The sequence below is a fragment of the Bacillus sp. FSL M8-0025 genome (assembly GCF_037975475.1).
Lineage (GTDB): Bacteria > Bacillota > Bacilli > Bacillales > Bacillaceae > Bacillus > Bacillus subtilis.
Window position 1 is genome coordinate 1,981,651 of record NZ_CP150258.1, and the last position, 25,811, is coordinate 2,007,461.

Consider the following 25,811-nt stretch of genomic DNA (forward strand, 5'->3'; position numbering starts at 1 on the left):
ATCACAAAATATAGTGAAGAGGCTTATTCTTTTTCTTGCCCCGCATGAATGATCTGTGATGTACCAATGGTTTGGCCAGAAGAATTCAATGCTTTCACCTGAAAATATGGCCCAATCGAATGAACAAGAATATCTGTTTCAAATCCGGTTCGGGGAGCATCCGTTCCCACCTCAGACAATTTGTTAGGTGCTGGACCAGCTAACACTTTCCAGGCTACAGTTTCAGTTGAACCGTTCCATGATGCATAAACAATGGCTGCATCTTCACATAATGGATTTACAGCAATACTGGGTGGATAAAACGGCAAGCCTACCCATTTATCCTTAAACGCCCTATAAGAAAGATTTTGACCAGGAAACTGCATATCATATAACAAATTCAACGAAGGATCTTTTTTATTATTACCAGCACTCCTATATTCAGAAAGATACGGTTCCTGTCCCCATCCAACGAATTGATTTCCATTTGATAGTTTCTGAACATTTCCTTGACTTGGAACATACAGCGCTGGATCATGATAATAAGTTCGATCTGCTTTTGCAGTCATGTTATGGAAATCAAGTTGAAGGATTAAACCACGAGCCTCTCCCTCAGGCGGAGAGCTTGAAGAAGCACAACAAGCATCATCAAATAGACTTATCCGTGTTCTAGACCTAAAACGTGCATCATGTTGCCAAGAAAATGTTGCATTTGGCTCAAAAGTAAAATCGCTTTTTTTGCCACCAAGCTGCCAGACAATCTTTCCTGTTGTTTTATCAACCAAATAAATCGCCCACATGTTACGCATGCTTATTAGAAGAGTATTGTTCGGCCCTTCCTCAACTGAATTCACGTGAAAACAGTCCCAAATATTGTTAGCGCTTGTGGCGGATGACGCAGGTAACATCGAGTCATCCGGATTAACATGAGCAAGCACATCCCAGAAGAAAAGAAGCTCTCCTGTCTCAAGATCTACTTCTTGAATGGAATAATTGTCAAAGTACCCATCTGCCGGACCTCCATACATTGTGAGATCCGCTGGCACTTGTTTCACAGCAGTAAACAAAGCCGTATCTTGCTTTGTAATCGTAAACTCGTGAACATCAGAGGTAAATCCTTTTTTGGCGGTGAGTTTCTTAATCACTTTATAATTCTGATTGATGATTTGAAAAAAAGCTCCAGGTTCCGGATCCCCCGCCGGGAGATTAGGATCTTTAGACTGAGTTCCAGATATTGTTCCTTGCCACATGGTAAGAACGGGTTCCCCTTTGTAGGATTGTACCCTAAAGTCCGTATTTTGTGTAAATCTACTATCAAGAGGTCTAAACCATACTGGGTTACCAGCTTGATCTATGATCAATGCACCTGTTTGCCCAATCATAGTCGCGCCGAACACAGTATAGGGTGCAACGAATATTAAGCCGGGTGCTGTCCCTGGCTTGTTGACATTTATAGAAACCTTCATAGGATGCAGGGTAGGAGCCGAAACAAAGTTCCATTCTTGTGAGCTTGAATGATTTGCGGATGCCTTATCACCGCATCCCCCCATAAATGGCACGCATAATTCCGTATCGGGACAGAATCCCGGGTTTTCATCACATAATGATTTGGCAAAGGCAGGATTTTGTTGGCTGAGGTTTTTAAAATAACAGACAATCTCATGATTGCGAACAGGTAAACTGTTCAGCTGAAAAGAGAGCGTTACCTTCTTGTCTACATGCTGATAGAATAATCCTTGCTTTGTAAATGGAGGCGGATATGCTTGATCCGGCAAGGTGGGAATAATGTCATGGATATTGAAAATACGAATACTATTCTTTACCGTTTGGTTGAACCGGGACGCAAAGACAGGGTCAGCGACTCGAGGGCTGCCATAAGTATACACAAAAGGATTTTTAAATCGGGTATTCACCGCAATATCAAAAGCGGCTAACACGGCTAAAGCTCCTCCTAAACTATGGCCTGCGACTAATAATCTTTTTGCTGCATAAAGCTTGGTTAATTCCCCGATCAGCTCATTTCTTGTCGATTGATAAAGACATGTAAATCCACGATGGGTTTTTCCTGCATTTCTGACAAACGGATATGGTACTTGATATAAGTCTTGGTCCGACTCATTGTCCTTAAATGTTCGGGTTCCTCTAAAAATTACAATGATCTGATCTTGTGACTCGGCAATAAAACCAAATACTTCAGCTTCCGGATCCTCAACACCAGCAAGAGCTCGTATGGTATATCGAAGGCTATATCCTTTTGGCAAGACAAGCGGTTCCTTTTCAAAGAGTTGATATGACTGATAGATCATGGCCGATAGCAATATCGAATCCTCACGGTTAAACATATAATATAAGCTTGAGTGATTCATCCGAGCAGCTCCTTTCTTTTATTCCTAGCATGTTCCTCGAAACGGAGTACACATGTCAGGATCGGGACAAAACCCTGGATTTTTATCGCATAATATTTCGGAGAAATCAGGATTCATTTTACTAAGGTATTTAAAATAACAAGCAATCGCATCATTGCGCGGCGTATTATTCAATTGAAAAGAGATTGGATACTTTGTTTTTACATGGTGATAGTATAATCCTTCCTCCGTAAAAGGTGGTGGATACTTTTTTGCTGGGAAAGTTGGAAAAGAGTCATGAATATTTACAATTCGTATACTATTTTTCACCACTTTGTTAAATTGGGAAGCAAAGACAGGGTCACCGATACGCGGACTGCCATACGTATACAAGAAAGGATGATTAAACCCAGTGTTCGCAGCAATATCTAAAGCAGCTAACGTTGCCAAAGCTCCTCCGTAGTTGTGCCCGGTAACAAACAGCTTTTTTGACGTAGAAAGTTTATTTATTTGTCTGATTAAATTGTTTCTTGTTGATTGATAAAGACATGTGAATCCACGAGACGTTTTCCCGCCATTTTTAACATAGGGATAGGGAACTTGAAATATGTCATAGGATGCTAAAAGATCCTTAGGATATGCTGCGTATCCTCTAAACGCTATAACGATTTGATCTTGTGACTCGGCAATAAAACCGAATACCTCTTCCATAGGATTCTCTACGTCAGCAAAAGCACGAATGGTATATCGAAGTTTAAAGCCTTCTGGTAAGGTAAGTTTCCCTTCTAAAAAGAATGGATATGTCTGATAGCTCATTGCTGCAAGAAATATTGCGGCTTTGCTATTAAAAATATTGTTTTTATCTAAAGAAACCATATATACGCAATCCCTTTCTTAATATAGGTAAATATGATGTTAATGGTACAATATGAATGAAAACCCGGAATTGCTAATGATGGTGATATGAACGGGGATATGGGTAAAGAAACGTGGAAGTTACTTAATGACGGAATAAAAGAAAATGTAAAAAGACAAAAAGCGCCCTGTTGCAGGGGCGCTTTCTACTTAAGATGCATATTGAGGAGATGTATCCTCCTTTACTGCTTTTTCTTCAGGTATATGAATGCATTTCGTCATGATTGCACTCGCAACGTAAAGGACCGCAAAGATCCAGACGACGCCTTGCGCACCGACGAGACCGATGAACAGCCAAGCGAGTGCGGGGCCGACAAACGCTGATAAACCTGCAGCCAAATTCAATACAGACATGGCTGCCCCTTTATCTTTTCCTGCCACCGTCGGCACAATTGCACCAATCGGCACATAGCCTGCCAGCAAACCGCCCCAAATAAAGCCGATCACGCTGACAACCGCTAAATTTCCGCTGGAGAAAACAGGTGCGTAGTATAATAAGACGGTGAAAATGCCGCAGCCGACTCCGCCGAACCAAATAACAGTATTTTTCCAGCCGAATTTATCGCCGACAATACCAAAGATAAGGTTAAACACAATGTTCCCCAGAAAAATCGTTCCCCAAATTTGCAGCCACACATTGGTTGAAATTCCATGCTGGGCCATGTGCATCGGCAAAAAGACTGGAAAACCATATGTACCAATGCTGTTGATGATTCTGATGATTCCGCCTGTAAGCACGCGCGGATTTGTAAATAAAATCGTAACCCCTTTTAAAAGCTCCTCGGCTGTTTCTGATCTTTTTCTTTTCTTCTTTTCAAAACGGTCTTTATTGATAAACAATGCAAAGAATGCACCGAGACATACCCAGAAAATAGAGCTCCAAAGCGTATTCAAATAACCGAACGCTTTGATCGCGTAGCTTGAGTACCAAGCGCCGAACACAAACATGCCGAGGCAATATGCTATCCAAAACCAGCCGACAGCAGTGCTCAGTTTGCTTTGCGGTGTTCTGTAAATGATCCATGTCAAGAAAGAGTAAGCAAAAAGCGGGTAACCTAACCCTTTTACGAAGTAAGTCACATACATCACTGGCAGGTTCAGCTGTTCAAATCCAAATACGATAAAAGCAGCTGTACCGATCACATAAAACAACAGCCCCATAAACATCGTCCGTTTTGCGCCAAATGCTTCGAGACATACACCCGAAAACCAGGAAGCTATAGCAAGCGCAATTCCGTATATACTAAAAATGGAAGCGGACTGCTGAACGGTGAGCCCGTTTTCGATCAAAAAAGGACTGAGCCAGCCTTGTTCAAGGCCATCTCCCATCATAAACAAAACAACCCCTAAAAATCCCCAGGCAAGCCGCTTCGGTATTCCTATTTTATCCAACATATCTGTCTCCTCCTTAGATGCTAATATTCATTACCGTATTACCTTATTAAAGTTGAAAATTAAATGATTCCTCAAAACAGCAGAAATGCCGTCTTAAATTAATACTTTGCTTTCTGATCCTGAAAAAAAGCGCTGTGTTTGCTTCCATTCCTCATATAAAGCCAATTCTATCTGACAGTCCTTCGGTTCGATCACCCGGACATTTGCTGACATATCCTCCGTTAATTGAAAGGTTTCATTGCAAATGACTGCAGCACCGACGACAGATGCCTGATGATATCCCTCTTGGACATAGACCTTTTTTTGAAGAAGATCCGCGATATATTGAGTGAGCGCTTTGCTTTGGAATCCCCCTCCGCACACCCAAACATAGTCACGTTCAAACGGAGTAACCTCTGTTAAAATGTCAAAGTTCCATTTGATTGAAAATGCGATCTCTTCTAGCGCTGCACGTACAAAATGTGCCCTCTTTAAATGTGCTGACAGCGGGGCATCAAAAAGAAAACCGCCTCTCGTTAACGCATTCTTTTCAGCCGATAAATAAGAGCCGAGAGCCGCTACACATGCATGGTCTTCTTTTGCAAGTGCAGAAATCTCCTCCTCCATTACTTCGTACGTTTCATTCGGATAAAAAATCTGTTTTAATTTTTGATAATTCAAGCCGGTAATTCCCGGATTCGTTTCCACAAGCCAATGCCCTTGATCCGTATGACAGTTCAGCCAGGCTTTATGTTTTGTGTCGCCATGATCCGCAGTAATTTTGGTTATTGGCGTTGTTGTCCCTGATACAATGACAATGTCCTCAAGTCCAGCTCCGGTGCTTTTGACAGCTAGCTGTGTATCCCCGCCCCCTGCTATAACCTTAGCATTTATTGAAAGGCCTAATTCGGATGCATATTCATTTGCTATCGTTCCAATTGCTGTTCCCGCTCTTACAAGAGGCGGAAGGATAGATGGAGAAAAGCCGAAAATGTCGCACATCTCTTCTGACCAAGTGTTTTGCTTCACATCAAATAGCAGGGTTTCTGTTGCCTGTGATGGTTCATATGTTAATATTCCGCTCAGTTGGTACGTCACCCAATCACTGATGCTTGTAAAGCTTGCAGTCTTTTCCCATAAAGAGGGCTGGCGCTGTTTTAATCCATAAAGCTTGAGCGCAGAAAAAAGTGCGGTTGGCATGCGGCCTGTGCGGCTGTATATCTCTTCCCGATCAGGAATGCCCGCCTCCCACTCTCGGCCGCGGTTATCGATGTTCGGCAGCCCGAGAAAAGGATCGCCGTTTTGATCAATCAAAACAATCCCCTGTCTTTGGCTCGTCGATGTCAAACCAATGATGTCAATATCATGCGAACGGGATAGCGCACGTTTTGCCAAATTCATCACCTGCTTCCACAGCACCTGAGGAGAAAAAAAACGGCTGTCCGGGTAAAGCGTCTCTGTGGAATACACGATGTCCTCCCGTTCAACTGTTAGAACACTGCCAGTTACACTCATGACCGCTACCCTCGCATTGCCTGTGCCAATATCAAAAACGAGATAGCCTTTTTGTTTTTTCATTCTGTTAGCCTCCTTTCTTATCCCCCTGTTTTCAGTGCGTCCTTGTTATACATTGTCGGAATATTAAGAGTTTTTTCACCCTTCCACTTTTTGAGGGCTTTATTCAGTATCGTCACGTGATGATCCTCCACTTCAAATGTTGCTCCAGCGAGATGCGGTGTTGCCAGAACATTAGGCAATGAAATCAATTCATAATCTGATTCCTCTGGAGGTTCATGATAAAAAACGTCTAATATCGCACCTCTGATTTTATGTTCTTTTAATACAGATAAAAGATCTTCACGGTTTACAACAACTGCTCTTGAAGTATTGACGAAAATCGCACTCTGTTTCATCAGATCAAAAAACTTCCGATCAATAAGTCCAAGTGTTTCCTCAGTACGAGGCAGATGTACAGAAACGATATCACTGTCTGAAAACACCGTTTTAAGAGATACTTTTTCATACAGCGGATGATCGTCTTGAATGTATGGATCGTAATACTTTATTTTACAGTCAAACGCAGTCAGCAGTTTTGCAATCCTTTGGCCAACCGCCCCGAACCCAATCATGCCAACCGTTTTTCCTGATAATTCATTTCCTTTAAATTTGACATAAGCCTGCAGGTAATCCCTGTCCCACTTTCCATCCTTCAGCCATTGATTCGAGACGCTGGTATGGCGGAGAAAGGTAATCACATTTCCAATAAACATTTCAGCAACGGCTTGTGCATTCCGCCCTGGTGTATAAAAAACAGGTATGCCTCTTTTTGAAGCAGCTGCCACATCCACATTGGAGGGCATTCCCCTGCAAACACCGACAAATGAAAGTTCGGGAACAGAAGCAAATACGCTGTCTGTTACCTGATCAAGCTCAGTAATCAAGCCTGTCGCATTTGTTGCTTTTAGCAGCTGAATGAGTTCATCTTCCCGATATGCCCGGCCTTGTTCCTTCCAAGATTGATAAGCAACTGAGCCAAACAAGTTTTCTAGCTCTTTTCGTCCTTCTTCGTTGTACGGTGCTGTAACCAAAACCGTCATGGTGCAAAACATCCTTTTCATCGTATTTTTCATAAAAAAAAATCTCTTTCCGAAGATGGAAAGAGATTCATATATAGGCGCGCTCTGTTACAGGCAGACGCCGGTATAAACCTTGCTTTCCTATCTTTCAAGCTGACGCTTGCTGGAATTGGCACAATAATGTTGCCGAGGTTTCATAGGGCCAGTCCCTCCACCTCTCTGGATAGAAAATGTTGAGTATGTAATTTTCAGAATAAAGAATACGTTTATCATAAAGAAGTCTCAGATTGATGTCAATCTCTTTTTTCAGAATTGACGTTATGATCCGAAATGTTATAATTCTTACAAAATATCTAACTAGAGAGAGGAACTGGGCCATGAAATCTTTTGCCACACAACAAAACGGCATTTTCAAATCCGTTTGCTCGCTGGACTGCCCGGATCAGTGCGGATTGTTAATACATAAAAAAGACGGGAAAATCGTAAAAGTGCAAGGAGACCCTGATCATCCTGTCACAGCCGGAAACATATGCAACAAAGTCCGGAATATGACGGAGCGCATATATGATAAAAAGCGGCTTACTACACCGCTCAAACGAACAGGTGCGAAAGGCCAAGCGATATTTGAACCGATTTCTTGGGAAGAGGCAATCGATACGATCACCTCCCGCTGGAAACAGCTGATTGATGAAGAGGGAGCTGAAAGCATACTTCCTTACAGCTTTTACGGAAACATGGGGAAATTGACAGCTGAAGGAATGGACCGCCGCTTTTTTTATCGCATGGGGTCAAGCCAGCTTGAACGGACGATTTGCAGCAAAGCAGGATCTGAAGGCTATAAATATACAATGGGCATAAGCGCGGGAATCGACCCTGAGGAAACCATTCATACAAAACTATTTATTTTTTGGGGAATCAATGCGGTCAGCACAAACATGCATCAAATTACGATCGCCCAAAAAGCGCGAAAACAAGGTGCCAAAATTGTCGTGATCGATGTGCATAAAAATCAAACAGGACGTCTTGCAGATTGGTTTATCCCAATAAAACCGGGAACCGACAGTGCACTTGCTCTTGGCATCATGCACATTTTATTTAAAGAAAACCTTCATGATGAAGCATTTCTGTCCGAGTACACGGTTGGCTATGAAGAGCTCCGTGAACACGTGAAACAATATGATCCTGAAAAGGTATCGACGATCACCGGTGTCAGTACCGAAGATATTTACCGACTGGCAAAAATGTACGGGGAAACCTCCCCTTCTTTTATCAGAATCGGAAACGGACCCCAGCATCACGATAACGGCGGGATGATTGTAAGGACGATTGCCTGTCTTCCGGCGATCACCGGCCAATGGATGCACACAGGGGGCGGCGCAATTAAGCATAACAGCGGAATTTTAGAATATAACACAAATGCCTTGCAGCGGCCCGACTTATTGAAAGGGCGCACCCCGAGGTCGTTTAATATGAATCAGCTTGGCAAGGTGCTTTTGGAAACAGATCCGCCTATTCGCTCGCTTTTTATTTACGGAACGAACCCGGCCGTCGTTGCGCCGGAAGCAAACAAAGTCAGACAGGGCTTGCTGCGGGAAGACTTGTTTACTGTGGTTCATGATTTGTTTTTAACGGAAACGGCTGCATATGCGGACATTGTACTGCCTGCAACATCCGCTTTTGAAAATACTGATTTTTACACCTCCTACTGGCACCATTACATTCAGCTTCAGCAGCCGGTGATTGAGAGATATGGGGAAAGCAAGTCTAACACTGAGGTGTTCCGATTAATGGCTGAAGCAATGGGATTCACAGATCAGGAGCTTAAAGATTCAGATGAAGAATTAATCCGCCAGGCGCTTGACCATCCAGATAATCCGCATTTGGCAGAGATTGATTACGATTCACTTACTAAGCATTCATTTATGAAAGCGAAACGTGAAAAGCCGCTGTTTCCGGGCGAACTTCCAACGCCAAGCGGAAAAATAGAATTATATTCAGAAAAAATGAAACAAGACGGCTTCCCTGCTTTACCGACATATACACCTCTTGTAACCGATAATGAACATCCGTTTATGTATGTCCCGGGGCCAAACCATAATTTCTTAAACTCAACATTTTCCAATAATGAAAAACACATCAAGCTTGAAAAGACGCCAAAGCTCTTTATCAACACAAAAGATGCTGAAGAACACGGAATCGTTGATGGGGCACCTGTACGAATTTGGAACAGCCGGGGAGAATGCCAGCTGACCGCTGCAGTTGGAGAACAAGTGCTGCCAGGTGTCGTTGTCAGCCAAGGATTATGGGCGGATGAACAAGGAAAAAAACAGCTTGTAAACGCGCTAACCCCAGATCGCTTGTCCGATATGGGCGGCGGCGCCACCTTTTTTTCAGGCCGTGTACAGATTGAAAAGGTTTGAAATATAATGAAACCCGGAGTATGCCAAGCCCGTATAACATAACATCGACATAATGGAGGCATACACATGGACGTTTTTTTAGGAATTGGTATTGAGCTTTGGCTGGATATTTTATCGGTGAAGGCTTAAAGCAGAGGAACCAAACCAAAGGTAATGAACAAAATGATATCTTCCTAATAAAAGAACGGGATATTTACTTTTACATTGGACTTTTTTAGGAATAACAACGACTGAAGCAAAACAGTTAGCTGGAGACATGGCAGACCTGCCTTACATCGAAATAAACGAAAAAAAATATGTCCAGAAACATATGTTAAAAGATTGGACATTCACATTAGTTGAAAAACATCAGGGTGAATAAAACAAATCTGAGGAGAGCCAGATTCATTGTCACGCTCTCCTCTGTTTAGCTGTATTGATTGACCGCCACCAAAACTTTGTTCTATAAGCGCTGATAAAACGATAAACCACCATCTATGTTCTTTCCTCAAACAACTCAAGATGCCCGTTCCACAACAATAGTTTTTATATTCCTTTGATGACGTGATGTTCTTGATGAACGTATGTATCGTAAAACACTTAGAAAACCTATTCGGTTCGAATGTGTGCTCTCATTATGCCCCCATACTGCGCCTTTATCCGCGGAGGATTTTTTTAAAAAAATATGAAACCTAAAGCTTTTAGATCCTGAATTTTTATTGAACCTCCATATTTCTCCAATTGGTAAAAATTAGCCTATCCGCCGGAAGCTGTACGTTTATAAAGGATCAGAGAATCCCATAACCAGTAAATCACTGCAGCCGCAATACTTAACATATAATAAAAGTACGATTGCAATGTCCATGCTATTGACGCAGGTTCATTGATAACAAAAAACAGGAAAGCTGCGATAAAAGCAACCACACTGTAAATCAATAGGTACATGACATTGAATGTTCTCGCTTTTTTCTGCAACTTCATTTGGAGCGGAACAGCAAAAAGGCCATACACCACAAAACCGTATAATAAAGCAATTGCTCCCGTAAACAATGCAATTATCATATCGCCATACATAACGAAAGAATAAAACCCTAAAAACAAACCAAATGTAAGGCTGGATAGCCCTAATGTCATTAAATAATATGATGCGATTTTTTTCATTTTTTCACCCCCCTTGTTTGATTTATTCACAGTGCTGTTAGTATAAATTCACAACCTTTGTATTTCTTTTATCGAGATGTCTTCCCCAACGGGCTATACGCAATGCGCTAATAAAAGGTTTCAAAAATGACGTTCTTTTATTAGATAATACGCTGGCATGAAAACGCCTCTCCTGATTGGCGAAAGCGCGAATGAAAAAAGTGAATGAATACCTGATCAACAGACAAAATAAGAAGAGTTGATATTCAACACTTTTCGTAAAGGAGTGAAACCAATGAGTAAAAAGGGAATTCAAAATTCAAGTATTGAACAAATGAGAAATGACCATGAGACTGAAACAGCTTTTAAAGCAGATGATCCTAAAAAACATGGTTCTGATCCTAAAAGAACGAAATAAGTTCTTACCCCACTAAAATATCAATAATCTGGAGGAAGTAAAGTGACTCAAAAAAACGGTGCAGACAGACCTGATGATTATAAAAGATTTTCTTCATTAGACAAGGAATATGATTTTCAGCAATCTATAAGCAGCAATACTGAGACAGAAAGTGTAAACACTGAAACACAAACTCATAACAAAGAAAACAAAAATGACACAACAGATGTTGCCGGGAAATACTTTGAGCCCTCAGCTTATAAAGGAAGCACGCAATTAGAAAAAGGATTGGCTGAAACTCATGAACAGGTCAGCGATGACTATTTTGAAGGGACAATCGATCAAAATTTGGACTAGCCATACAAACGGAACTAACTTAAAAGAAGTCAGTTAACTCTGTTTTTAGAAACAACCACAGTAAAAGTAGCCAACCCCCACCGAATAAGATGGGGGTTGCACGTAAGTAGCCTGTTTAATATTTAAAACGATTAATGACGGTTTGAAGTTCTTCTGCCAACTGAGATAGAGATTCTGCGGCATAGGAGATTTCCCCCATTGAATGAAGCTGTTCCTCTGATGAATTTGCAACCGCTTCTGTATTTGCAGACGTTTCTTTTGTTCCAGCGGCCAATGTATGAACTGTGTGCTGAATCACTTCAACGCCTGATGTAAGCTGTTGAGTTGCCGCTGCGACTTCTTGTATTTGAGAAGTGACCTGTTCCACAAGGTTCAGTATTTCATTGAAATTTCCTGTTGCCTCATGAGAAAGAACAATACCTGAGCTCACATTTTCTTGAACAACCTTAATATTATTTACCGTTTCTATCGATTCATTTTGGATGGTCGCTACCACCGATTGGATGTGGTTTGCAGATTTATTTGTTTCATCCGCCAACTTCCGAACTTCTTCTGCCACCACAGCAAATCCTTTTCCTTGCTCTCCGGCTCTGGCCGCCTCGATCGCTGCATTTAGTGCCAACAAATTTGTCTGCTCTGAAATCGTCGTGATAAGCGAAGAGATATCGCTGATTTCTGCTGTGCTCGCTACCAATGTTTGCAATCCATTGCCGGCTGAATCTACAGATTTATCAATGAATTTCATCTGGTCTAACATCTTGTTGACGGACTTAGAGCCTATTTCAGCCTTGTCTCTCATCGAAGAAGAAAGATCCGCTATGTTCCCGGTATTTGAAGCGACTGATGATATACTGTCTAATAATTCAGTGATGGATTCTGCGCTCTTTTCTGTCATTGAGCTTTGCTTCACATTGCTGTCGGCAGCCATCTGCATGGCTCGTGAAATATGTTCAGATGTTGATTTCGATTCTTCCGCGCTTGCCGATAATTCTTCAGAGGAAGCGGCGACTTGTTCAGATGAGCTGCTGATCTGCTTCACAATTTGAGTTAATGAATGAGTAAAAGAATTAAAAGATTGGGCAAGCTGGCCAAATTCATCTTTATTTTTCACAATGACTTTTTTGGTTAAATCAGCGTCGCCGTGTGCAATTTCCTCCAGCTGCTTATTTATGCTTCTTAGGGGCACCATTATGGACTTTAACAGCATTATGCTTAAAACAACGCCTAATATAACTGATATCCCGGTGACAATGATGATGAGCCATTGACTCATTTTCCCATTGCCTCGTATTTCATCTTTTAGATCCTCCACCTCTTGATCCAGGTGATCAGACAGCTTATTGACAGCCGGATCTACGCCTTCTTTTCTTATTGTTCTTTCTTCTCCAAAATGGATGGTTTCTGCTTTTTTAGGATTTGAAGAGTAGGCTGTTACTACTTGCTGATTCAAAGCTCTATACTGAGTAAAACTTGTCTTAATGTCTTCAATATTGGATTGATACTTCTCTTCATCAATCAAGTCATTAACCCGGTCAAGGCTCTTTAAGACATCGTCTGCTTTTTCCTTCATACCCTCGTCGTATTCTTTGTCTCCGGTAATCAAGAAGCCTCTTTCATCATTTGATAACCCGGTCAATTCATATTGGATGTGTTTTATCTCTTTTTGGAATTCCATTTTGTCTTTAAGTTCTTCATTCTTTTTCACAGTAGAAGAAATCATAAATACTGAGGAGCCTCCAATTCCAATAATTGAAACAACTAATATTGATATAATCCCCAGCAATTTTGTTTTCACTTTCATGTGTCGTTTTCCCTTTCCGCACAATGTAATGGCTGAAATAAAATATGTTCAAGCGCGTTTGAATCCAATTCGCTTACGCTCATGTCCATAATATCGACACGTGTTATCAAGTTTTATAGTGATATTCTTATATGAATAAGCAAATTCTTTACGTCTCTGAACTTACAGAAAAACCTTAAGTAAAATTTGCAGTCTTTTGCGGTATGTAAGTCACTCTTATTCGTTTTTCTAAAAAAGGCTTTTCCCACCTCAAATTGGCTGAACCGGCTGTTTTCTCGAAAATATAATACAATACGCAGCATAATATGAAGGAGCGAAACTTAAATGGGGATCATCAATGGTAAAGAATTCATTGACCGATTGAATAAACTAGAAAACGAAATATGGTATGATGGCGAAAAAATAAAGGGTAACATTTCTGAGCATCCTGCATTTAAAGGAATAATCAAAACAAAAAGCTCACTTTATGAATTGCAAACAAAGGATGAGTTAATACATGAAATGACTTATTGCCTTCCTGGAGATCATAATCGAATCGGCCTTTCCTATCTCCAGCCTAAAACCAAAAATGATTTAAAAAAAAGAAGGAACATGATTGAACATTGGGCTAGACATACTCACGGAATGATGGGGAGAAGTCCGGATTACATGAATACGGTTATGATGAGCTTTGCTTCGTCAGCGGAGCTTCTCAAAGAAAAAGAGAATTGCTTTCCTGAACATATACTAGATATGTATGAACAAGCTGCTAAGCATGACCTTTCCTTTACCCATACATTCATTACTCCGCAAGTGAACCGGTCACAGTCCTATTTTGGGCTAAGTGAAAAACCGATATCTGCTAAAGTCATTGATAGAACCGAAAAAGGTTTAATGATTCATGGAGCACGACTGCTTGCAACACAAGGCGGGTTGACCGATGAAATCTTGGTTTTTTCAGCGCCTAAATTTTTCTTTGAAACAGATGAAGCTTATGCTTTTTCAATCCCTTCTAATACAAAAGGCGTAAAATTCATCACAAGAGAATCATTTGTATTAAGCGACTCTTCCTTTAATCATCCCTTAAGCTCAAGGTATGAAGAAATGGATTCAATTGTGGTTTTTGATCATGTGTTAGTGCCGTGGAATCGTGTGTTTTTTTACGATAATGCGGAAGCAGCTAAAGATTTTATGACAAAAAGCTCTTTTCATGCCTTTACCTTTCACCAGGTTGTCATTAGGCAAATGATAAAAATTGAATTTCTATTAGGTGTTGCACAGCTTCTTGTCGACACCATTAATGTTTCCGAATATCAGCACATCCAAGAAAAGCTCTCAGAAATCATTGTGGGATTGGAAACAATCAAAGCGCTCATTGACAAATCGGAAAATGATGCTCAGTTAGATGAATTCGGCTATATGCGCCCCTGTTTAATTCCTCTTCAAGTCATCAGTACAATCATTCCTAAGCTATATCCTCGATTTACTGAAATCATACAATTAATTGGAGCTAGCGGAATGGTGACACTGCCTACCGAAAATGCATTTGACTCAGAGATACGGGAAGATCTTGACCAATATCTTCAAGCAACCAATACAAATGCTGAAGAACGTGTGAAAATTTTCCGTTTGGCATGGGATTTAACAATGAGTTCATTCGGAACTAGACAAACTCACTACGAAAGATATTTTTTCGGAGATCCTATTCGGATTTCAAGCAGGCTGTATACCAGTTATCCAAAGCAGGAGCAGTTGAACATGATTAAAACATTTTTACATGCAGATGCAGAACAATGAAAAAACAGCGGGAAAAGATCCGCTGTTTCGTATTTTTTATTCAGGAAACTGAACATGGCCCGGTACTGTATAGGCTTTGGACGTTCCGCTTTCAGGCAGCTTTGGAATGGTGTCTTTCACAACTTTTCCGCGGATGTCAGTCATTCTGACTTTGAGAGAGCCAGTACCTAAATTCGTACTCACAAAATGGTTATAGTCCATTTTCTCCATGTTGATCCACTTACCATCCTTTTCATATTCCATTTTCATAACAGGATACTTGTGATTTCTGACTTGGATTGCTGCCCACCACCTGCTGCTGCCTTCTTTGATCCGGTACGTGAAATTGCCGGTGATTGGGGCTTTGACAACACGCCATTTAATATTGATTTTTCCGTCTTTCATATTGCCGATTTTACGGAAGGCATTAGGTGACAGATCAAGAGCTCCCCGAGCGCCTTCGGGATAAAGATCAGTAACATATACGGTTGTTTTCCCTTTTGGCCCTTCAACTTCCAAATAAGAGCCGGCAAGTGCCGCTTTTACTCCTCCGTAATTGAGATCCGCCGGATTTATTGCAGTAATCTCCATATCGGAAGGAATGGGATCCAGCAGGAAAGCTCCTCCTGAATAACCTGACCCTGTATACGTTGCATAACCTTCATGCAGGTCGTCATATGCTGCCGAAGCTTGCGGGGAAAAACAGAAGATCGTCAACAAAACCATACCAACAAATGCACTCATGATCTTTTTCATATTTGGTCCTCCTCAAACCAGACTTCAAATGAGAATCATTATCATTATAAGACTCAATCCATCTGGTTTGAAAGAGGAAATAGATTCATAGATGATTTTAAGGCAAATTCACTATCATTCATATATCAAATGTAGGTAGTTATGAAAAAGCCAATACAAATGAACGAATGTGCACTTCAGCCGAATGTCTTATTTTCCCCTCTCAAAATTCGCATTTCAATAACGAAATGAAACAGGCTGTTGGCCTGATAACAGCTATACAGGAAAAGCTATTTTTCCCGGCTCAGTTTCAACTTAGCTGTCATCATGATGCCAAAGATCAGCACAATCGGAACCCAAATAATGAAGTGATAAAAATCAGGCTCAGCCAGAGCAACAATAATAGCCCCCACACAATATAAAATAATAGCCAGTGCTCTTAACACAGTATCTCTTAAGAAAGTCTTCTTTTGCTTCTTAAAAAACAAACGGCCGGATATATCCTCTAAAAGAGAAGCCAAAGTGCCGGTCAACACAGTTGAAGAAATACCTGCGATCCCCAGTTTTTTTGCTGCTGTAGTTTGAATCCCCATAGAAATGCTCATGAGTATAATTAGAATGTGCACAGGAACAAATGCCCGGTAAAAAGAAAGACAAGCAAAGACAAACAAAATGAATGCTTCAAGTGCGAGGGCTTTTGTCACAGCAGAAGGCCAAAGGGTATTTTCCGCCTTTCCGACCATCAATGTAGCAATGATCACGCCGCATATAAATCCGATTAGCGCAGTCAAGGAATTAAAAACAGTGACCTGAATGGATTTGCCGATAGCTAACCCCAATAATACAATGTTTCCAGTCATATTAGCTGTGAACACATGTCCCAGGCTTAAATACCCGATTACATCCACGATTCCAGCTGTTAAACATAAAAGTGATAGCAAGGTGTTTCGATAAGCTGCTGCAGTCAACGGTGTATCAATCCTTTCTTCTATTTCAATTGTTAGTATGTCTTTTGGCGCAATCTCTATTTTTTAAGTAACCCAACATTAATTAGGAAGATAGAACCTATCATTCCTTTCCATTAACTGTAATAATAATCCCCGCAAGGAAATGATTAAAATTGAAAGGAAGCATATTGTGATGAAACGACTTTGTTTATGGTTCACCGTCTTTAGCTTGTTTTTGGTTCTCTTGCCTGGAAAAGCATTAGGTGCAGTCGATTTTCCGAATACCTCAACAAATGGCATTTTAGGTTTTGCCGGAAATGCCAAAAATGAAAAAGGCATCTCTAAAACGGGCACAACGGGTGGAAAAAACGGGCAGATTGTTTACATTCAAAGCGTAAATGATTTAAAAACCCATCTAGGAGGATCCACTCCGAAAATTTTAGTGCTTCAAAATGATCTTTCCGCATCTGCGAAAACAACAGTTACCATTGGCTCAAATAAAACACTCGTGGGCTCTTACGCGAAAAAAACGCTGAAAAATATTTATTTAACAACTTCATCAGCTTCTGGAAATGTCATTTTTCAAAATTTAACGTTTGAACACAGTCCGCAGATTAACGGAAATAATGATATCCAGCTTTATTTAGATTCCGGTATGAACTATTGGATTGATCACGTCACATTCTCAGGTCATAGCTATAATGCAAGCGGAAGCGATTTGGACAAACTCGTGTATATCGGAAAATCCGCAGATTATATCACGATCAGCAACTCAAAATTTGCGAATCATAAATACGGTTTGATTTTAGGATACCCGGATGATTCTCAGCATCAATATGACGGCTACCCCCACATGACAATCGCCAATAATTATTTTGAGAACTTGTATGTTAGAGGCCCAGGTCTGATGAGATACGGTTACTTTCATGTTAAAAACAATTACAGCAATAATTTTAACCAGGCGATTACAATTGCTACAAAAGCAAAAATATATTCCGAATATAATTACTTTGGGAAAGGCAGTGAAAAAGGCGGCATCCTTGACGACAAGGGCACTGGTTATTTCAAAGACATAGGCAGCTATCCATCACTCAACAAGCAAACCTCTCCGCTGACTTCTTGGAATCCCGGGTCAAACTATAGCTATCGTGTCCAAACGCCGGAATATACAAAAGAATTTGTCACGAAATATGCCGGATCACAAAGTACAACTCTGGTATTTGGCTACTGATATAAAAGAGGCCCTGCGTTAAAAACGCTGTGCCTCATTTTATACTTATAGGCTATTTTTAAGCGATCCTTGTAACTCCTTCAAGATCCAGCGTCGGTCAAACTAAAAAGCATATGTTTTTTCCACATAACTTCTTAAATGGCTTTCTTATTATACCAGTTTATCGCAAGTAAAAAGAAATCATTGTTCTGAACCTGTATTAAATGAACGTTCGTCCCACAAACTATTCAAAAACCCCTAAAAAGGATGATGGATATGTGCGGCAGGTTTACTTTGTACTCTGCATTTGATGATATTATTGACCAGTTTGACATCGATCAATTTTTTCCTAAAGGTGAATACCAGCCAAGCTATAATGTCGCACCATCACAAAACATCCTTGCAATCATCAATGATGGATCAAATAATCGCTTAGGCAAGCTTAGATGGGGACTTATTCCACCTTGGGCAAAAGATGAAAAGATCGGTTATAAAATGATCAATGCTCGAGCCGAAACAATTACCGAGAAACCGACCTTTCGAAGACCGCTTGTCAGCAAACGCTGCATCATACCAGCAGACAGTTTTTATGAATGGAAACGGCTTGATTCCAAAACCAAAATCCCAATGCGGATCAAATTGAAATCATCTGCTCTTTTTGCGTTTGCTGGCTTATATGAAAAGTGGAGCACACATCAAGGATACCCTCTTTATACCTGCACAATCATAACAACTAAGCCTAATGAGCTCATGAAAGATATACACGACCGAATGCCGGTTATATTGGCCCATGATCATGAAAAAGAGTGGCTTAACCCCAAAAATACAAGCCCTGATTATCTGCGAAGCTTGCTGCTGCCTTATGATGCTGATGACATGGAAGCATACCAGGTTTCATCATTAGTAAATTCACCTAAAAATAATTCATCTGAGCTTCTTGCAGAAAATCATATGTAGTGATTGAAATTCTCTAGCAAGAACTTGTCAAATAGCTTTGTTCCTTAGGTGCCAATCCTTCTAGTAATTATGAATTTTTAGTACATAGATCAATTAGTTATTTTCAGTATTAGTTTTAAATAATTTTATTATGTAAACCTAAATAAGCAATGTTATCCCTTTCATATAAAATAGTTTACATTGCTTATAGCTTCACTTTTCTATTTTGTCAGCAAAAAAACTGAACCACATTAAACTTATGAAACCTGCCGCACCTGTGATTGCAAATATGATATAAGCCCATAGAGGTAAATCCATACACTTTCCCTCCTAAGAATTAAATGAAATTTCTTTCATCTTACATGGAGGTCTTCTTTCTTTTGTTTATCCAGTGTAATACTTAATAATATGTTGATGAATGCAGCTGGGAAATATATAAATCCCACTCCAAGAATGCCTAGTATCGTACTTAAACTTACTATGTAATTCTTTGTCATCGTTTGACTATCAATCAATATTAGAAGTGAAATCAATCCAGCTAAAACACCTATAAACCAAGCATCGCCAACAGCATAAGAATCATCCAGCATCCCTAACCATCGCCCCAATATAGAGCTCCCAATGGCAGTCAAACTGGATAAAAATATGAGTGCTTTCATTCTTGTCCTCCTTTAAAGCCAATCAAACTGGTAGAAATCGGCCAATGATTTTTCATTAGCGAATGGTTATCGTTTCCACATCAACATTTTAAAGCTCATTACAATACGATTCAAGCAGAAAAACCCTACATAACGTATATATAGGGATTTGATAAAACACAGGCCAACACCCAGCTCTAGTTACTTTAAGACCACTGTGTGATCGGTTCAGTCTTTACGTACCGGGATATTTCACAACAGGCACTTTCTTCTTACGCAGAGAATCAAGCATGACTGATCCAGCATTCAAGTTGCTTTGCACTAATTCTTTAGGCGTCAATGCCATCCACTGATTGAGTGACACATCTGCATAGCGGTTACTTTTGAACATTTCTAAAAACCATAATGTTTCTGTACCAGTATTTTGTATATAGTGGCCAGCATTAGAAGGTACGTATCCAACGTCGCCTGCTCTATAATCAAATGTGCGGGCAGTCCCATTTCCGATAAATACCGTCATTCGTCCCTGTCCTGTTAGATAATATTGCCACTCATCGCTATTGGGATGCCAATGAAGCTCTCTCATCGCGCCAGGCTCAATCTGAACAAGTGCAGCGGCTATCGTTTTTGAAATTGGGAAGTTAGAAGAATCCACAATTCGTACACTCCCCCCTGGCATTTGAATTGGGGGTTGATTTAACAGCTCGTGTTTAAAGGTCATGGGGACTTTTCCATATGGTGACTGAATGTCTTCACTGGCGACTGATCCCGGCACATTCCCTTGGTAGATATAGACTTGCTCAGACGGAAGAGAGTTGAAAGCATTCTCCGGGACACCGAAATTTGCAGACAGAACATCTTTTGGTGTGTGTGCAAGCCAATCTGAAATGGTTAACGTTGAAAACTCAGAAAAGTTCCCATCATCGAAAACGAGCAGAAACTCGCAGTGTTCCAATCCCTGTATGGAATGCGGAATTCCTGCCGGGAAGTACCAAAGGTCGCCGGGACCAACATCAGCAATGAAATTTCGTCCGTCTTGGTCAACAGCGGTGATACGTGCCCGTCCCAAAAGCATATAAGCCCACTCCGCTTGCTTATGCCAATGAAGCTCGCGGACGCCTCCCGCAGTTAAGCTCATGTTTACACCTGCAATCGCAGTCGAAATCGGAAGCTGTCTTACGGTGATTTCTCTTGACCAGCCGCCGTGATCTAATTTCATGGGAGCGTCTGAGAATGAAAATCTCAAGTTAGGAATCATACCCTCATCTGTAACAGGCGGAACAAATATATTCGGATTTTGAATATCCCGTATTATATTTCGCGGGCCTGTATCAATAGCTCCAGCTCCATCACTTCGAATAGGCTGCGGCACGTTTCTGTCTTCATGATTGATTGGTTGTTGTTCCAACAGCATGCACCTCGTTTTAGAAATGAACAAGATTTTATTTCAGCCTATGCAGAATCTTAGATTGCTGTGCCTAGGAATCCGCAAATAAAAAAGTGACCACCAATGTGATCACAAATACATCAAATAAACTATTTTTTATACCATGGCTTCTTATGTAATTTGATTGCTTCTGTCTGTTTTTTCTGGCCTGTCCTCCACTCCACTTTTACTAATACATCATGACCTATCACTTCATCTTCAGGCATATAATCAAAGGTGGAAATATGGTCCTCCATGCGTCCCCCACCCGGCATTTCATCACCTGTGTACTCCGATAAGTCGTACTCATCTACGTTATCATCTTGATACTTTTCGCCATCTACATACAGAGTAATTCTTTCAACAACAGTCCACTTTTCTTCCTTCTTACTCCCCTGCCAATATAGATTTAGAAAATAATTGGGTCCAATTGAAGTTTTGTCTGATTTTTCAAGGTTAGACATCCACAGTCCGCTTTTCCCGCTGCCCTCATATTTCACTTTGTTCCCTGACACCATTACAAATAATGTGATGATGCAGATGATCAAGAATCCAGCAATGATCAATAGCCATTTCTTAATATTGTTCTTTTTTCTCATGTTTTTCCTCACTTTCCTAACTTTTTAGTAGGAAAATACGATCAAAATGTTACCGAAAAGAAAATAAGAAAGGGCTAATGATCTAACAGATGACTGTCTAAACTTTTGACTTAAATTAAAGTGCTTTCTAAAGACAAGATTAAAACGTATAACAGCTCTTAAATGCATTTTTTGTTTCATTGAGTCAAGAACCTTAAAATGGCTTTTTATTATTAAAAATCAAGCTAGTGTATTAAGTAACTTTTCAAATTTATTTATACTCATGATCTCGTGAGTCACAAATCTCCCATCAAAAAAAACGCTAAAAGTTGTCCAAATAGCTGGTGACTTTTGTGCCTCTTCTTTCGATGATAACTGAATTGACTGAAATTGAACCCCTTTCTTTTCAGTCAATTCCCGCAAATCATTTATCATGCCCACTGCAAACGGACACTGAGCTGTATAGTATATCGTAATCCCCTTTTCATTGATAGAATCACTTTTCACCTGGCTCTTAAATGCAGGAGAATCTGCAAGGCCATTCCAAGTCAAAGCCATTAATTGAAAATAAGGGGCAGCTTCATCTTGTAGAGTAAACCCCATATGCTCAAAGAAATGCTTATCACTTAAATAGGGCAGTTTTTTCTTGCCTGCGATATGGATAATGCCATCCATGCCGCACGCTTTCGCATCTGCTATACATTTGTCCAACAATCGTTTCGCATGACCGTTATTTTTATATCTGCCAGACACCCACAGACAATTAATGTACATAAAATTAGGCGCATTGATAGGCACCCATGCCTCATTCGCAGGTAGGTATTCAATAAAGACTTTTGCCCGTTCATGTAAGCGATAGAACACCAATCCTTCATCCATTCGAGCTTTGAGCCATCTCTTCTTTTCATTAACTGCATGCTCATATTGTTTCGTGCCTAATGCACAGCAAATATGATTGTCTTCAATATTGTCCTTTGTGATTTCAATGTAGCACATCTCCTCTTTCCCCCCTTTAACATAATTACATGGAATTCAACTTCACACTTTACATGCCTAATAGAATAAATACCCGTTCCAACTTAAATACTTTTTCTTTTCCATTTTGCCAATTAACTGTAAAACCCTTCTTTTATTCAGATATTATCTTGATTCCTATATCACCCATTTCAAATCCAAAGTGTGTTCATCTTTGAGGATTAGATGCACTGCTTATGCTATAAATACAGTACACGAAGTTTTTTATTTGAAGTAATATTTGTTACGGGACAGCAATAGTAAATAAGTGATAAAAGGGGAATTAAACTTGGTGGAAAAATGTTATTCTTGTTTAATTTGCGGATACAAAGGATTAATTCAAAATCCTTTGTATAAAGGCGAGTATCAAAAAACGTTTGACATTTGTCCATGTTGCGGTTTTGAATTTGGCTACAGTGAGGATCATGATGTGAGGTTAGGTTTTATTGTAACTCCTGATCATTTAATTGAGGCTGCATTTCAATTGTATCGCAAACAATGGATTGAGAGCGGGATGGTAATTGCTCATCCGGAAGATATTCCAGAAGAATTGAAAAATGGCAATTGCTTAAAATTTGAAGTTTTGTTGAAACAATTGAAAAAACTAAATCTTGACATAGAAAATTTTGAAATTAGCGGTTTTTAATGATGAAACAGGTTGCACTTGTTTAGGTTTCACTGTCATTATCAGTAAAATGTTAAGTTGAAATGCGCAGTCAGTCACAAAGTCTCTATTCGTATTCAATAAAGACTTTGTGATCATCGACAAACATTTCACTCCCATCGGATAAAGTATCCAAAAGGCCTCCTCTGGTTCTTCTCTATAGTCATTAATCACAGTCACTTTGACATTTGACTCAGCTATGATTGGTTTTCCAACAATTTTTCGTTTTTTCCTCAGGCAAAGTAAGAGATCGAATCATCAAAGCCATTCCATCTTTACTGTCTAATTAATGCCATCTTCAGTGAATTTAAAGGTCTGTTTTAAATTGCGTCCTTCTTGCCCCTTCTGTGTCCAAATTATAACAACCTCTAATTCAGAGGCCTTATCTGCCAGCATAAAATGATTGAACTTCAGCGGTGAGCCATCATTTAAACTTTCAGCTAACATTTTAGAATCTTCTTTTGGTTTGACACAATTTTCATCGGGACATCCAAAAAGCGAAAACCTTGTGATTGAATTAGGGTCATTTCTATACAATTGCACATCCACTGTAGCTGCTTTTTCCCCTATATTTTTGACTTCCAAGGAATATACTTGATATTCTCCTTTTTGAGGTCTCGTAAATTCCTTTACATTTTTTGCTTCACTTACTTTTACTGACCACTGTTCTGTTTTTTGTGTAATAGGCAACACCGTAAAAGTCAGGGCATGCGCTTTTGCTTGGCAAAACGTAAATCCAACTGCTGTAAAAACAATTACAGAAAATAATACCCTTTTCACTTCATTTATCCCTCCTTCCTTTCACTGGCCGCTCCTTAAAGAATTGATTTTAGCAATCCACAAGCTCTCTTAACAAAAACCTTACCTGAGATTTTGTCTTTACTGCTCTGCATTTATTTCTTTCGGTATCCGAGATGGAGCTTTGGGGATTTTTCTTAATTTGCTGTTAATCACATCAGAAGAGTATAGCGTAATAATCATACTTCCCCCATACCTTTTTGCCCGAATTAAGATTGGTTGGTTATATTGGTTTTGAAAGCGAAAGTCAGGACCTCCCCAGCTTACCGTCGCATCCCGTCCGGGCGGTACATATGGTACACTTCTAGTATGAGAATAGCGCTGAACGATCTGCAGTCCTGCACGATCGACTGCATTAAATAGAGTTGAGGACACCTGACAAATTCCTCCTCCTACACCTTCAGACAACTCCCCTTTTACAATAATGGGTGCACTTTTATATCCTTTGTTCCGAGTTCTCATTCCCACAACTTGGTTAAACGAAAACGTCTCATTAGGGAAAACAACGTGATTGTCGATTGCTTTTGCAGAAAGCGAAATATTGTGTGAACGGCTTTTATTGCTTGAGTTAAAATACGTCACGTACTGACCAAGCTGCTGCGTACTGATGTGAGCTAGCAGCTCGCTGTCAACTTTCGGATAAATGTTCATTTCCGGCACTTCTATCTTGGAGGGACCTTGCCCATAAAAATACGCATAAAACTTTTCCATAAACGCCTGTTGATACAGTTTGTAGCCAACCCTGCCCGGGACGATGCTTCCATGATCGTTAAGGACAGCATTTATCGGCTCACGGTACACTTTCTGATCAAGCTGTTTGATGAATTTACTGTATTTTTCATAGTCAACCATTGGAGTGCCGGGAAGAGGCATTGTAAAGTCTTCACGGTTAACAGTGGCAATCGTCCGTCCTTGCTGTGTGACCGTTAAACTGTCCTGCGGCTCACTCGGCTGAGCCAATAAAAAAAGACCAGTGATCAAAATTTGTATCATAAGTCGGTTTACCTCCCGATCATTAGTATGAACAGCCGCTTATCCTTTGATGTATTTCTTCCCATCGTTTGTTTGAATCTTTGACGTTGATAAAAACCTTCATAAAAGAGCTTAGCTTTATGTTCACACCGATCCCTGAGCTCACTGAGGGACACGGTTCATTCAGTCGGCAAGTTTGAAGTAGTTCAGCATCTCCCAGTGATGAGGGATGCTTTTTTGTCTTGTCAAAAATGAAAAGGGTCTCCTATAACAACAAAAAATCAATCCATTTCAATATTTTTTTATTGAGAAACGATAAATTTTTTGTTACATTCAATTAGACAACAAATAAATGAGGTGCTTGTTATGAATCGAATGTCGACAATTTTTTTAAAGATAGCTTTGGTTCTTATTGGAATTCCAATTCTTGCTTTATGCATTTTTTTAGTGCCTAAGGTAGCCAACTATTCAGCAGAATTATTTCCAAATATCGCTTATATAAAATATCTCGTTTTCATCTATTTGTATGTAACGGCGATACCTTTTTACTTTGCTCTTTATCAAGCGTTCAAACTTTTAAGCTATATTGACAAAAACAAAGCTTTCTCGGGTTTGTCTGTAAGAGCTTTGAAGAATATAAAATATTGCGCAGTCACTATCAGTATCTTTTACGCAGCAGGCATGCCTGTCTTTTATCTGATGGCCGAGATAGACGACGCCCCGGGTATCATTGTGATCGGATTGGTTATTATTTTTGCTTCAATGGTGATTGCGGTCTTTGCTGCTGTTCTTCAAAAACTGTTAAAAGAAGCGATTGATATAAAATCAGAAAATGACTTAACGGTCTGAGGTGAT

The 25,811-nt window shown here is 40.1% G+C and carries 25 protein-coding genes, 3 pseudogenes and 1 riboswitch; of the genes and pseudogenes, 9 read left to right on the top strand and 19 right to left on the bottom strand.

The annotated features are described in order from the left end of the window. Window positions 1-23: 23 nt before the first annotated feature. The 6 genes and pseudogenes from MKX38_RS09865 to MKX38_RS09890 all read right to left on the bottom strand — a co-directional run bounded on the left by MKX38_RS09865 (window position 24) and on the right by MKX38_RS09890 (window position 7,243). Complete coding sequence (locus MKX38_RS09865) at window positions 24-1,529, bottom strand: arylsulfotransferase family protein (protein WP_339189414.1); 1,506 nt, start codon at window positions 1,527-1,529, stop codon at window positions 24-26. Next, a pseudogene (locus MKX38_RS09870) lies at window positions 1,518-2,345 on the bottom strand (lipase family protein); the annotation flags it as partial. The gene MKX38_RS09865 and the pseudogene MKX38_RS09870, both read right to left, overlap by 12 nt. Before the next feature lie 24 nt (window positions 2,346-2,369). Beyond that, window positions 2,370-3,200: a lipase family protein gene (locus tag MKX38_RS09875; RefSeq protein WP_029318086.1), complete on the bottom strand. Its 831-nt coding sequence runs from the start codon at window positions 3,198-3,200 to the stop codon at window positions 2,370-2,372. 189 nt (window positions 3,201-3,389) lie between these two features. Further along, on the bottom strand, window positions 3,390-4,634 hold the full coding sequence (locus MKX38_RS09880) for an MFS transporter (RefSeq protein ID WP_110109404.1): 1,245 nt from the start codon (window positions 4,632-4,634) through the stop codon (window positions 3,390-3,392). Window positions 4,635-4,727: 93 nt separating this feature from the next. Next, a complete protein-coding gene (locus MKX38_RS09885; protein WP_339189330.1) occupies window positions 4,728-6,191 on the bottom strand; it encodes an FGGY-family carbohydrate kinase in 1,464 nt (487 codons plus the stop codon). 17 nt (window positions 6,192-6,208) lie between these two features. Then, window positions 6,209-7,243, bottom strand: a complete 1,035-nt coding sequence (locus MKX38_RS09890) for a 2-hydroxyacid dehydrogenase (RefSeq protein WP_251232975.1) — start codon at window positions 7,241-7,243, stop codon at window positions 6,209-6,211. A gap of 84 nt (window positions 7,244-7,327) precedes the next feature. Then, window positions 7,328-7,419: riboswitch (SAM riboswitch) on the bottom strand. A gap of 147 nt (window positions 7,420-7,566) precedes the next feature. Here MKX38_RS09890 and MKX38_RS09895 point away from each other — a divergent pair. Together MKX38_RS09895 and MKX38_RS09900 are read left to right on the top strand one after the other, a co-directional pair. After that, window positions 7,567-9,609, top strand: a complete 2,043-nt coding sequence (locus MKX38_RS09895; RefSeq protein ID WP_339189331.1) for a molybdopterin oxidoreductase family protein — start codon at window positions 7,567-7,569, stop codon at window positions 9,607-9,609. 66 nt (window positions 9,610-9,675) lie between these two features. After that, window positions 9,676-9,970 (top strand): annotated as a pseudogene (locus MKX38_RS09900) (hypothetical protein). Window positions 9,971-10,344: 374 nt separating this feature from the next. Here MKX38_RS09900 and MKX38_RS09905 read toward each other — a convergent pair. Both MKX38_RS09905 and MKX38_RS09910 read right to left on the bottom strand, forming a co-directional pair. Then, window positions 10,345-10,749 carry a UPF0715 family protein gene (locus MKX38_RS09905; RefSeq protein ID WP_339189332.1) on the bottom strand — a complete coding sequence of 135 codons (405 nt, stop codon included), beginning with the start codon at window positions 10,747-10,749 and terminating at the stop codon, window positions 10,345-10,347. A gap of 88 nt (window positions 10,750-10,837) precedes the next feature. Then, window positions 10,838-10,955: pseudogene (locus MKX38_RS09910) on the bottom strand (hypothetical protein); the annotation flags it as partial. A 68-nt stretch (window positions 10,956-11,023) separates the two neighbouring features. Between MKX38_RS09910 and MKX38_RS09915 the strand changes: the two are divergent. Beyond that, complete coding sequence (locus MKX38_RS09915; protein WP_014477000.1) at window positions 11,024-11,146, top strand: hypothetical protein; 123 nt, start codon at window positions 11,024-11,026, stop codon at window positions 11,144-11,146. Between the two features lie 42 nt (window positions 11,147-11,188). Continuing rightward, window positions 11,189-11,482: a YozQ family protein gene (locus tag MKX38_RS09920; RefSeq protein ID WP_212059604.1), complete on the top strand. Its 294-nt coding sequence runs from the start codon at window positions 11,189-11,191 to the stop codon at window positions 11,480-11,482. A gap of 115 nt (window positions 11,483-11,597) precedes the next feature. On the opposite strand, the gene MKX38_RS09925 is transcribed toward MKX38_RS09920, so the two are convergent. Further along, window positions 11,598-13,283 carry a methyl-accepting chemotaxis protein gene (locus MKX38_RS09925; protein ID WP_339189333.1) on the bottom strand — a complete coding sequence of 562 codons (1,686 nt, stop codon included), beginning with the start codon at window positions 13,281-13,283 and terminating at the stop codon, window positions 11,598-11,600. Between the two features lie 324 nt (window positions 13,284-13,607). On the opposite strand from MKX38_RS09925, the gene hpaB reads away from it, so the two are divergent. Beyond that, window positions 13,608-15,059, top strand: a complete 1,452-nt coding sequence (hpaB, locus tag MKX38_RS09930) for a 4-hydroxyphenylacetate 3-monooxygenase, oxygenase component (RefSeq protein ID WP_021481406.1) — start codon at window positions 13,608-13,610, stop codon at window positions 15,057-15,059. A 36-nt stretch (window positions 15,060-15,095) separates the two neighbouring features. On the opposite strand, the gene exlX is transcribed toward hpaB, so the two are convergent. Together exlX and MKX38_RS09940 are read right to left on the bottom strand one after the other, a co-directional pair. Beyond that, complete coding sequence (gene exlX / locus MKX38_RS09935) at window positions 15,096-15,794, bottom strand: expansin ExlX (protein ID WP_003231419.1); 699 nt, start codon at window positions 15,792-15,794, stop codon at window positions 15,096-15,098. 269 nt (window positions 15,795-16,063) lie between these two features. Continuing rightward, window positions 16,064-16,741, bottom strand: a complete 678-nt coding sequence (locus tag MKX38_RS09940; RefSeq protein WP_038429085.1) for a YoaK family protein — start codon at window positions 16,739-16,741, stop codon at window positions 16,064-16,066. A 172-nt stretch (window positions 16,742-16,913) separates the two neighbouring features. Between MKX38_RS09940 and MKX38_RS09945 the strand changes: the two genes are divergently transcribed. Together MKX38_RS09945 and MKX38_RS09950 are read left to right on the top strand one after the other, a co-directional pair. Then, the gene (locus MKX38_RS09945) at window positions 16,914-17,951 is read left to right on the top strand and encodes a polysaccharide lyase family 1 protein (protein ID WP_339189335.1); all 1,038 of its coding nucleotides are present in this window, start codon (window positions 16,914-16,916) and stop codon (window positions 17,949-17,951) included. 255 nt (window positions 17,952-18,206) lie between these two features. Continuing rightward, entirely contained in the window at window positions 18,207-18,887 is a 681-nt protein-coding gene (locus MKX38_RS09950) for an SOS response-associated peptidase (RefSeq protein WP_151262286.1), read from the top strand. 332 nt (window positions 18,888-19,219) lie between these two features. Here MKX38_RS09950 and MKX38_RS09955 read toward each other — a convergent pair whose 3' ends face one another. The 5 genes from MKX38_RS09955 to MKX38_RS09975 all read right to left on the bottom strand — a co-directional run bounded on the left by MKX38_RS09955 (window position 19,220) and on the right by MKX38_RS09975 (window position 22,504). After that, the gene (locus MKX38_RS09955) at window positions 19,220-19,525 is read right to left on the bottom strand and encodes a membrane protein (protein WP_004399414.1); all 306 of its coding nucleotides are present in this window, start codon (window positions 19,523-19,525) and stop codon (window positions 19,220-19,222) included. A gap of 214 nt (window positions 19,526-19,739) precedes the next feature. After that, complete coding sequence (gene oxdD, locus MKX38_RS09960; RefSeq protein ID WP_003231409.1) at window positions 19,740-20,918, bottom strand: oxalate decarboxylase; 1,179 nt, start codon at window positions 20,916-20,918, stop codon at window positions 19,740-19,742. A gap of 122 nt (window positions 20,919-21,040) precedes the next feature. Continuing rightward, window positions 21,041-21,529: a YdhH/YoaO family protein gene (locus MKX38_RS09965; protein WP_004399262.1), complete on the bottom strand. Its 489-nt coding sequence runs from the start codon at window positions 21,527-21,529 to the stop codon at window positions 21,041-21,043. A gap of 24 nt (window positions 21,530-21,553) precedes the next feature. Further along, a complete protein-coding gene (locus MKX38_RS09970; protein ID WP_119123063.1) occupies window positions 21,554-21,709 on the bottom strand; it encodes a hypothetical protein in 156 nt (51 codons plus the stop codon). Between the two features lie 39 nt (window positions 21,710-21,748). Then, a complete protein-coding gene (locus MKX38_RS09975) occupies window positions 21,749-22,504 on the bottom strand; it encodes an N-acetyltransferase (RefSeq protein ID WP_003231406.1) in 756 nt (251 codons plus the stop codon). 307 nt (window positions 22,505-22,811) lie between these two features. Here MKX38_RS09975 and MKX38_RS09980 point away from each other — a divergent pair, with 307 nt between their 5' ends. Continuing rightward, the gene (locus MKX38_RS09980; RefSeq protein WP_080265378.1) at window positions 22,812-23,168 is read left to right on the top strand and encodes a hypothetical protein; all 357 of its coding nucleotides are present in this window, start codon (window positions 22,812-22,814) and stop codon (window positions 23,166-23,168) included. Here MKX38_RS09980 and MKX38_RS09985 read toward each other — a convergent pair. From MKX38_RS09985 to MKX38_RS09995, 3 genes are all read right to left on the bottom strand, one after another. Beyond that, window positions 23,127-23,366 (bottom strand): hypothetical protein, encoded by a 240-nt coding sequence (locus tag MKX38_RS09985; RefSeq protein WP_010886525.1) that lies wholly within the window; start codon window positions 23,364-23,366, stop codon window positions 23,127-23,129. The two genes, MKX38_RS09980 and MKX38_RS09985, sit on opposite strands and share 42 nt — an antisense overlap. A gap of 102 nt (window positions 23,367-23,468) precedes the next feature. After that, window positions 23,469-23,966, bottom strand: coding sequence for a hypothetical protein (locus tag MKX38_RS09990; protein ID WP_128992967.1), 498 nt, complete (start codon window positions 23,964-23,966; stop codon window positions 23,469-23,471). Between the two features lie 99 nt (window positions 23,967-24,065). Further along, window positions 24,066-24,977 (bottom strand): VanW family protein, encoded by a 912-nt coding sequence (locus tag MKX38_RS09995; RefSeq protein WP_015714063.1) that lies wholly within the window; start codon window positions 24,975-24,977, stop codon window positions 24,066-24,068. 345 nt (window positions 24,978-25,322) lie between these two features. Here MKX38_RS09995 and MKX38_RS10000 point away from each other — a divergent pair, with 345 nt between their 5' ends. Continuing rightward, a complete protein-coding gene (locus tag MKX38_RS10000; RefSeq protein WP_004399412.1) occupies window positions 25,323-25,805 on the top strand; it encodes a DUF2975 domain-containing protein in 483 nt (160 codons plus the stop codon). The last annotated feature ends 6 nt before the right edge of the window (window positions 25,806-25,811 follow it).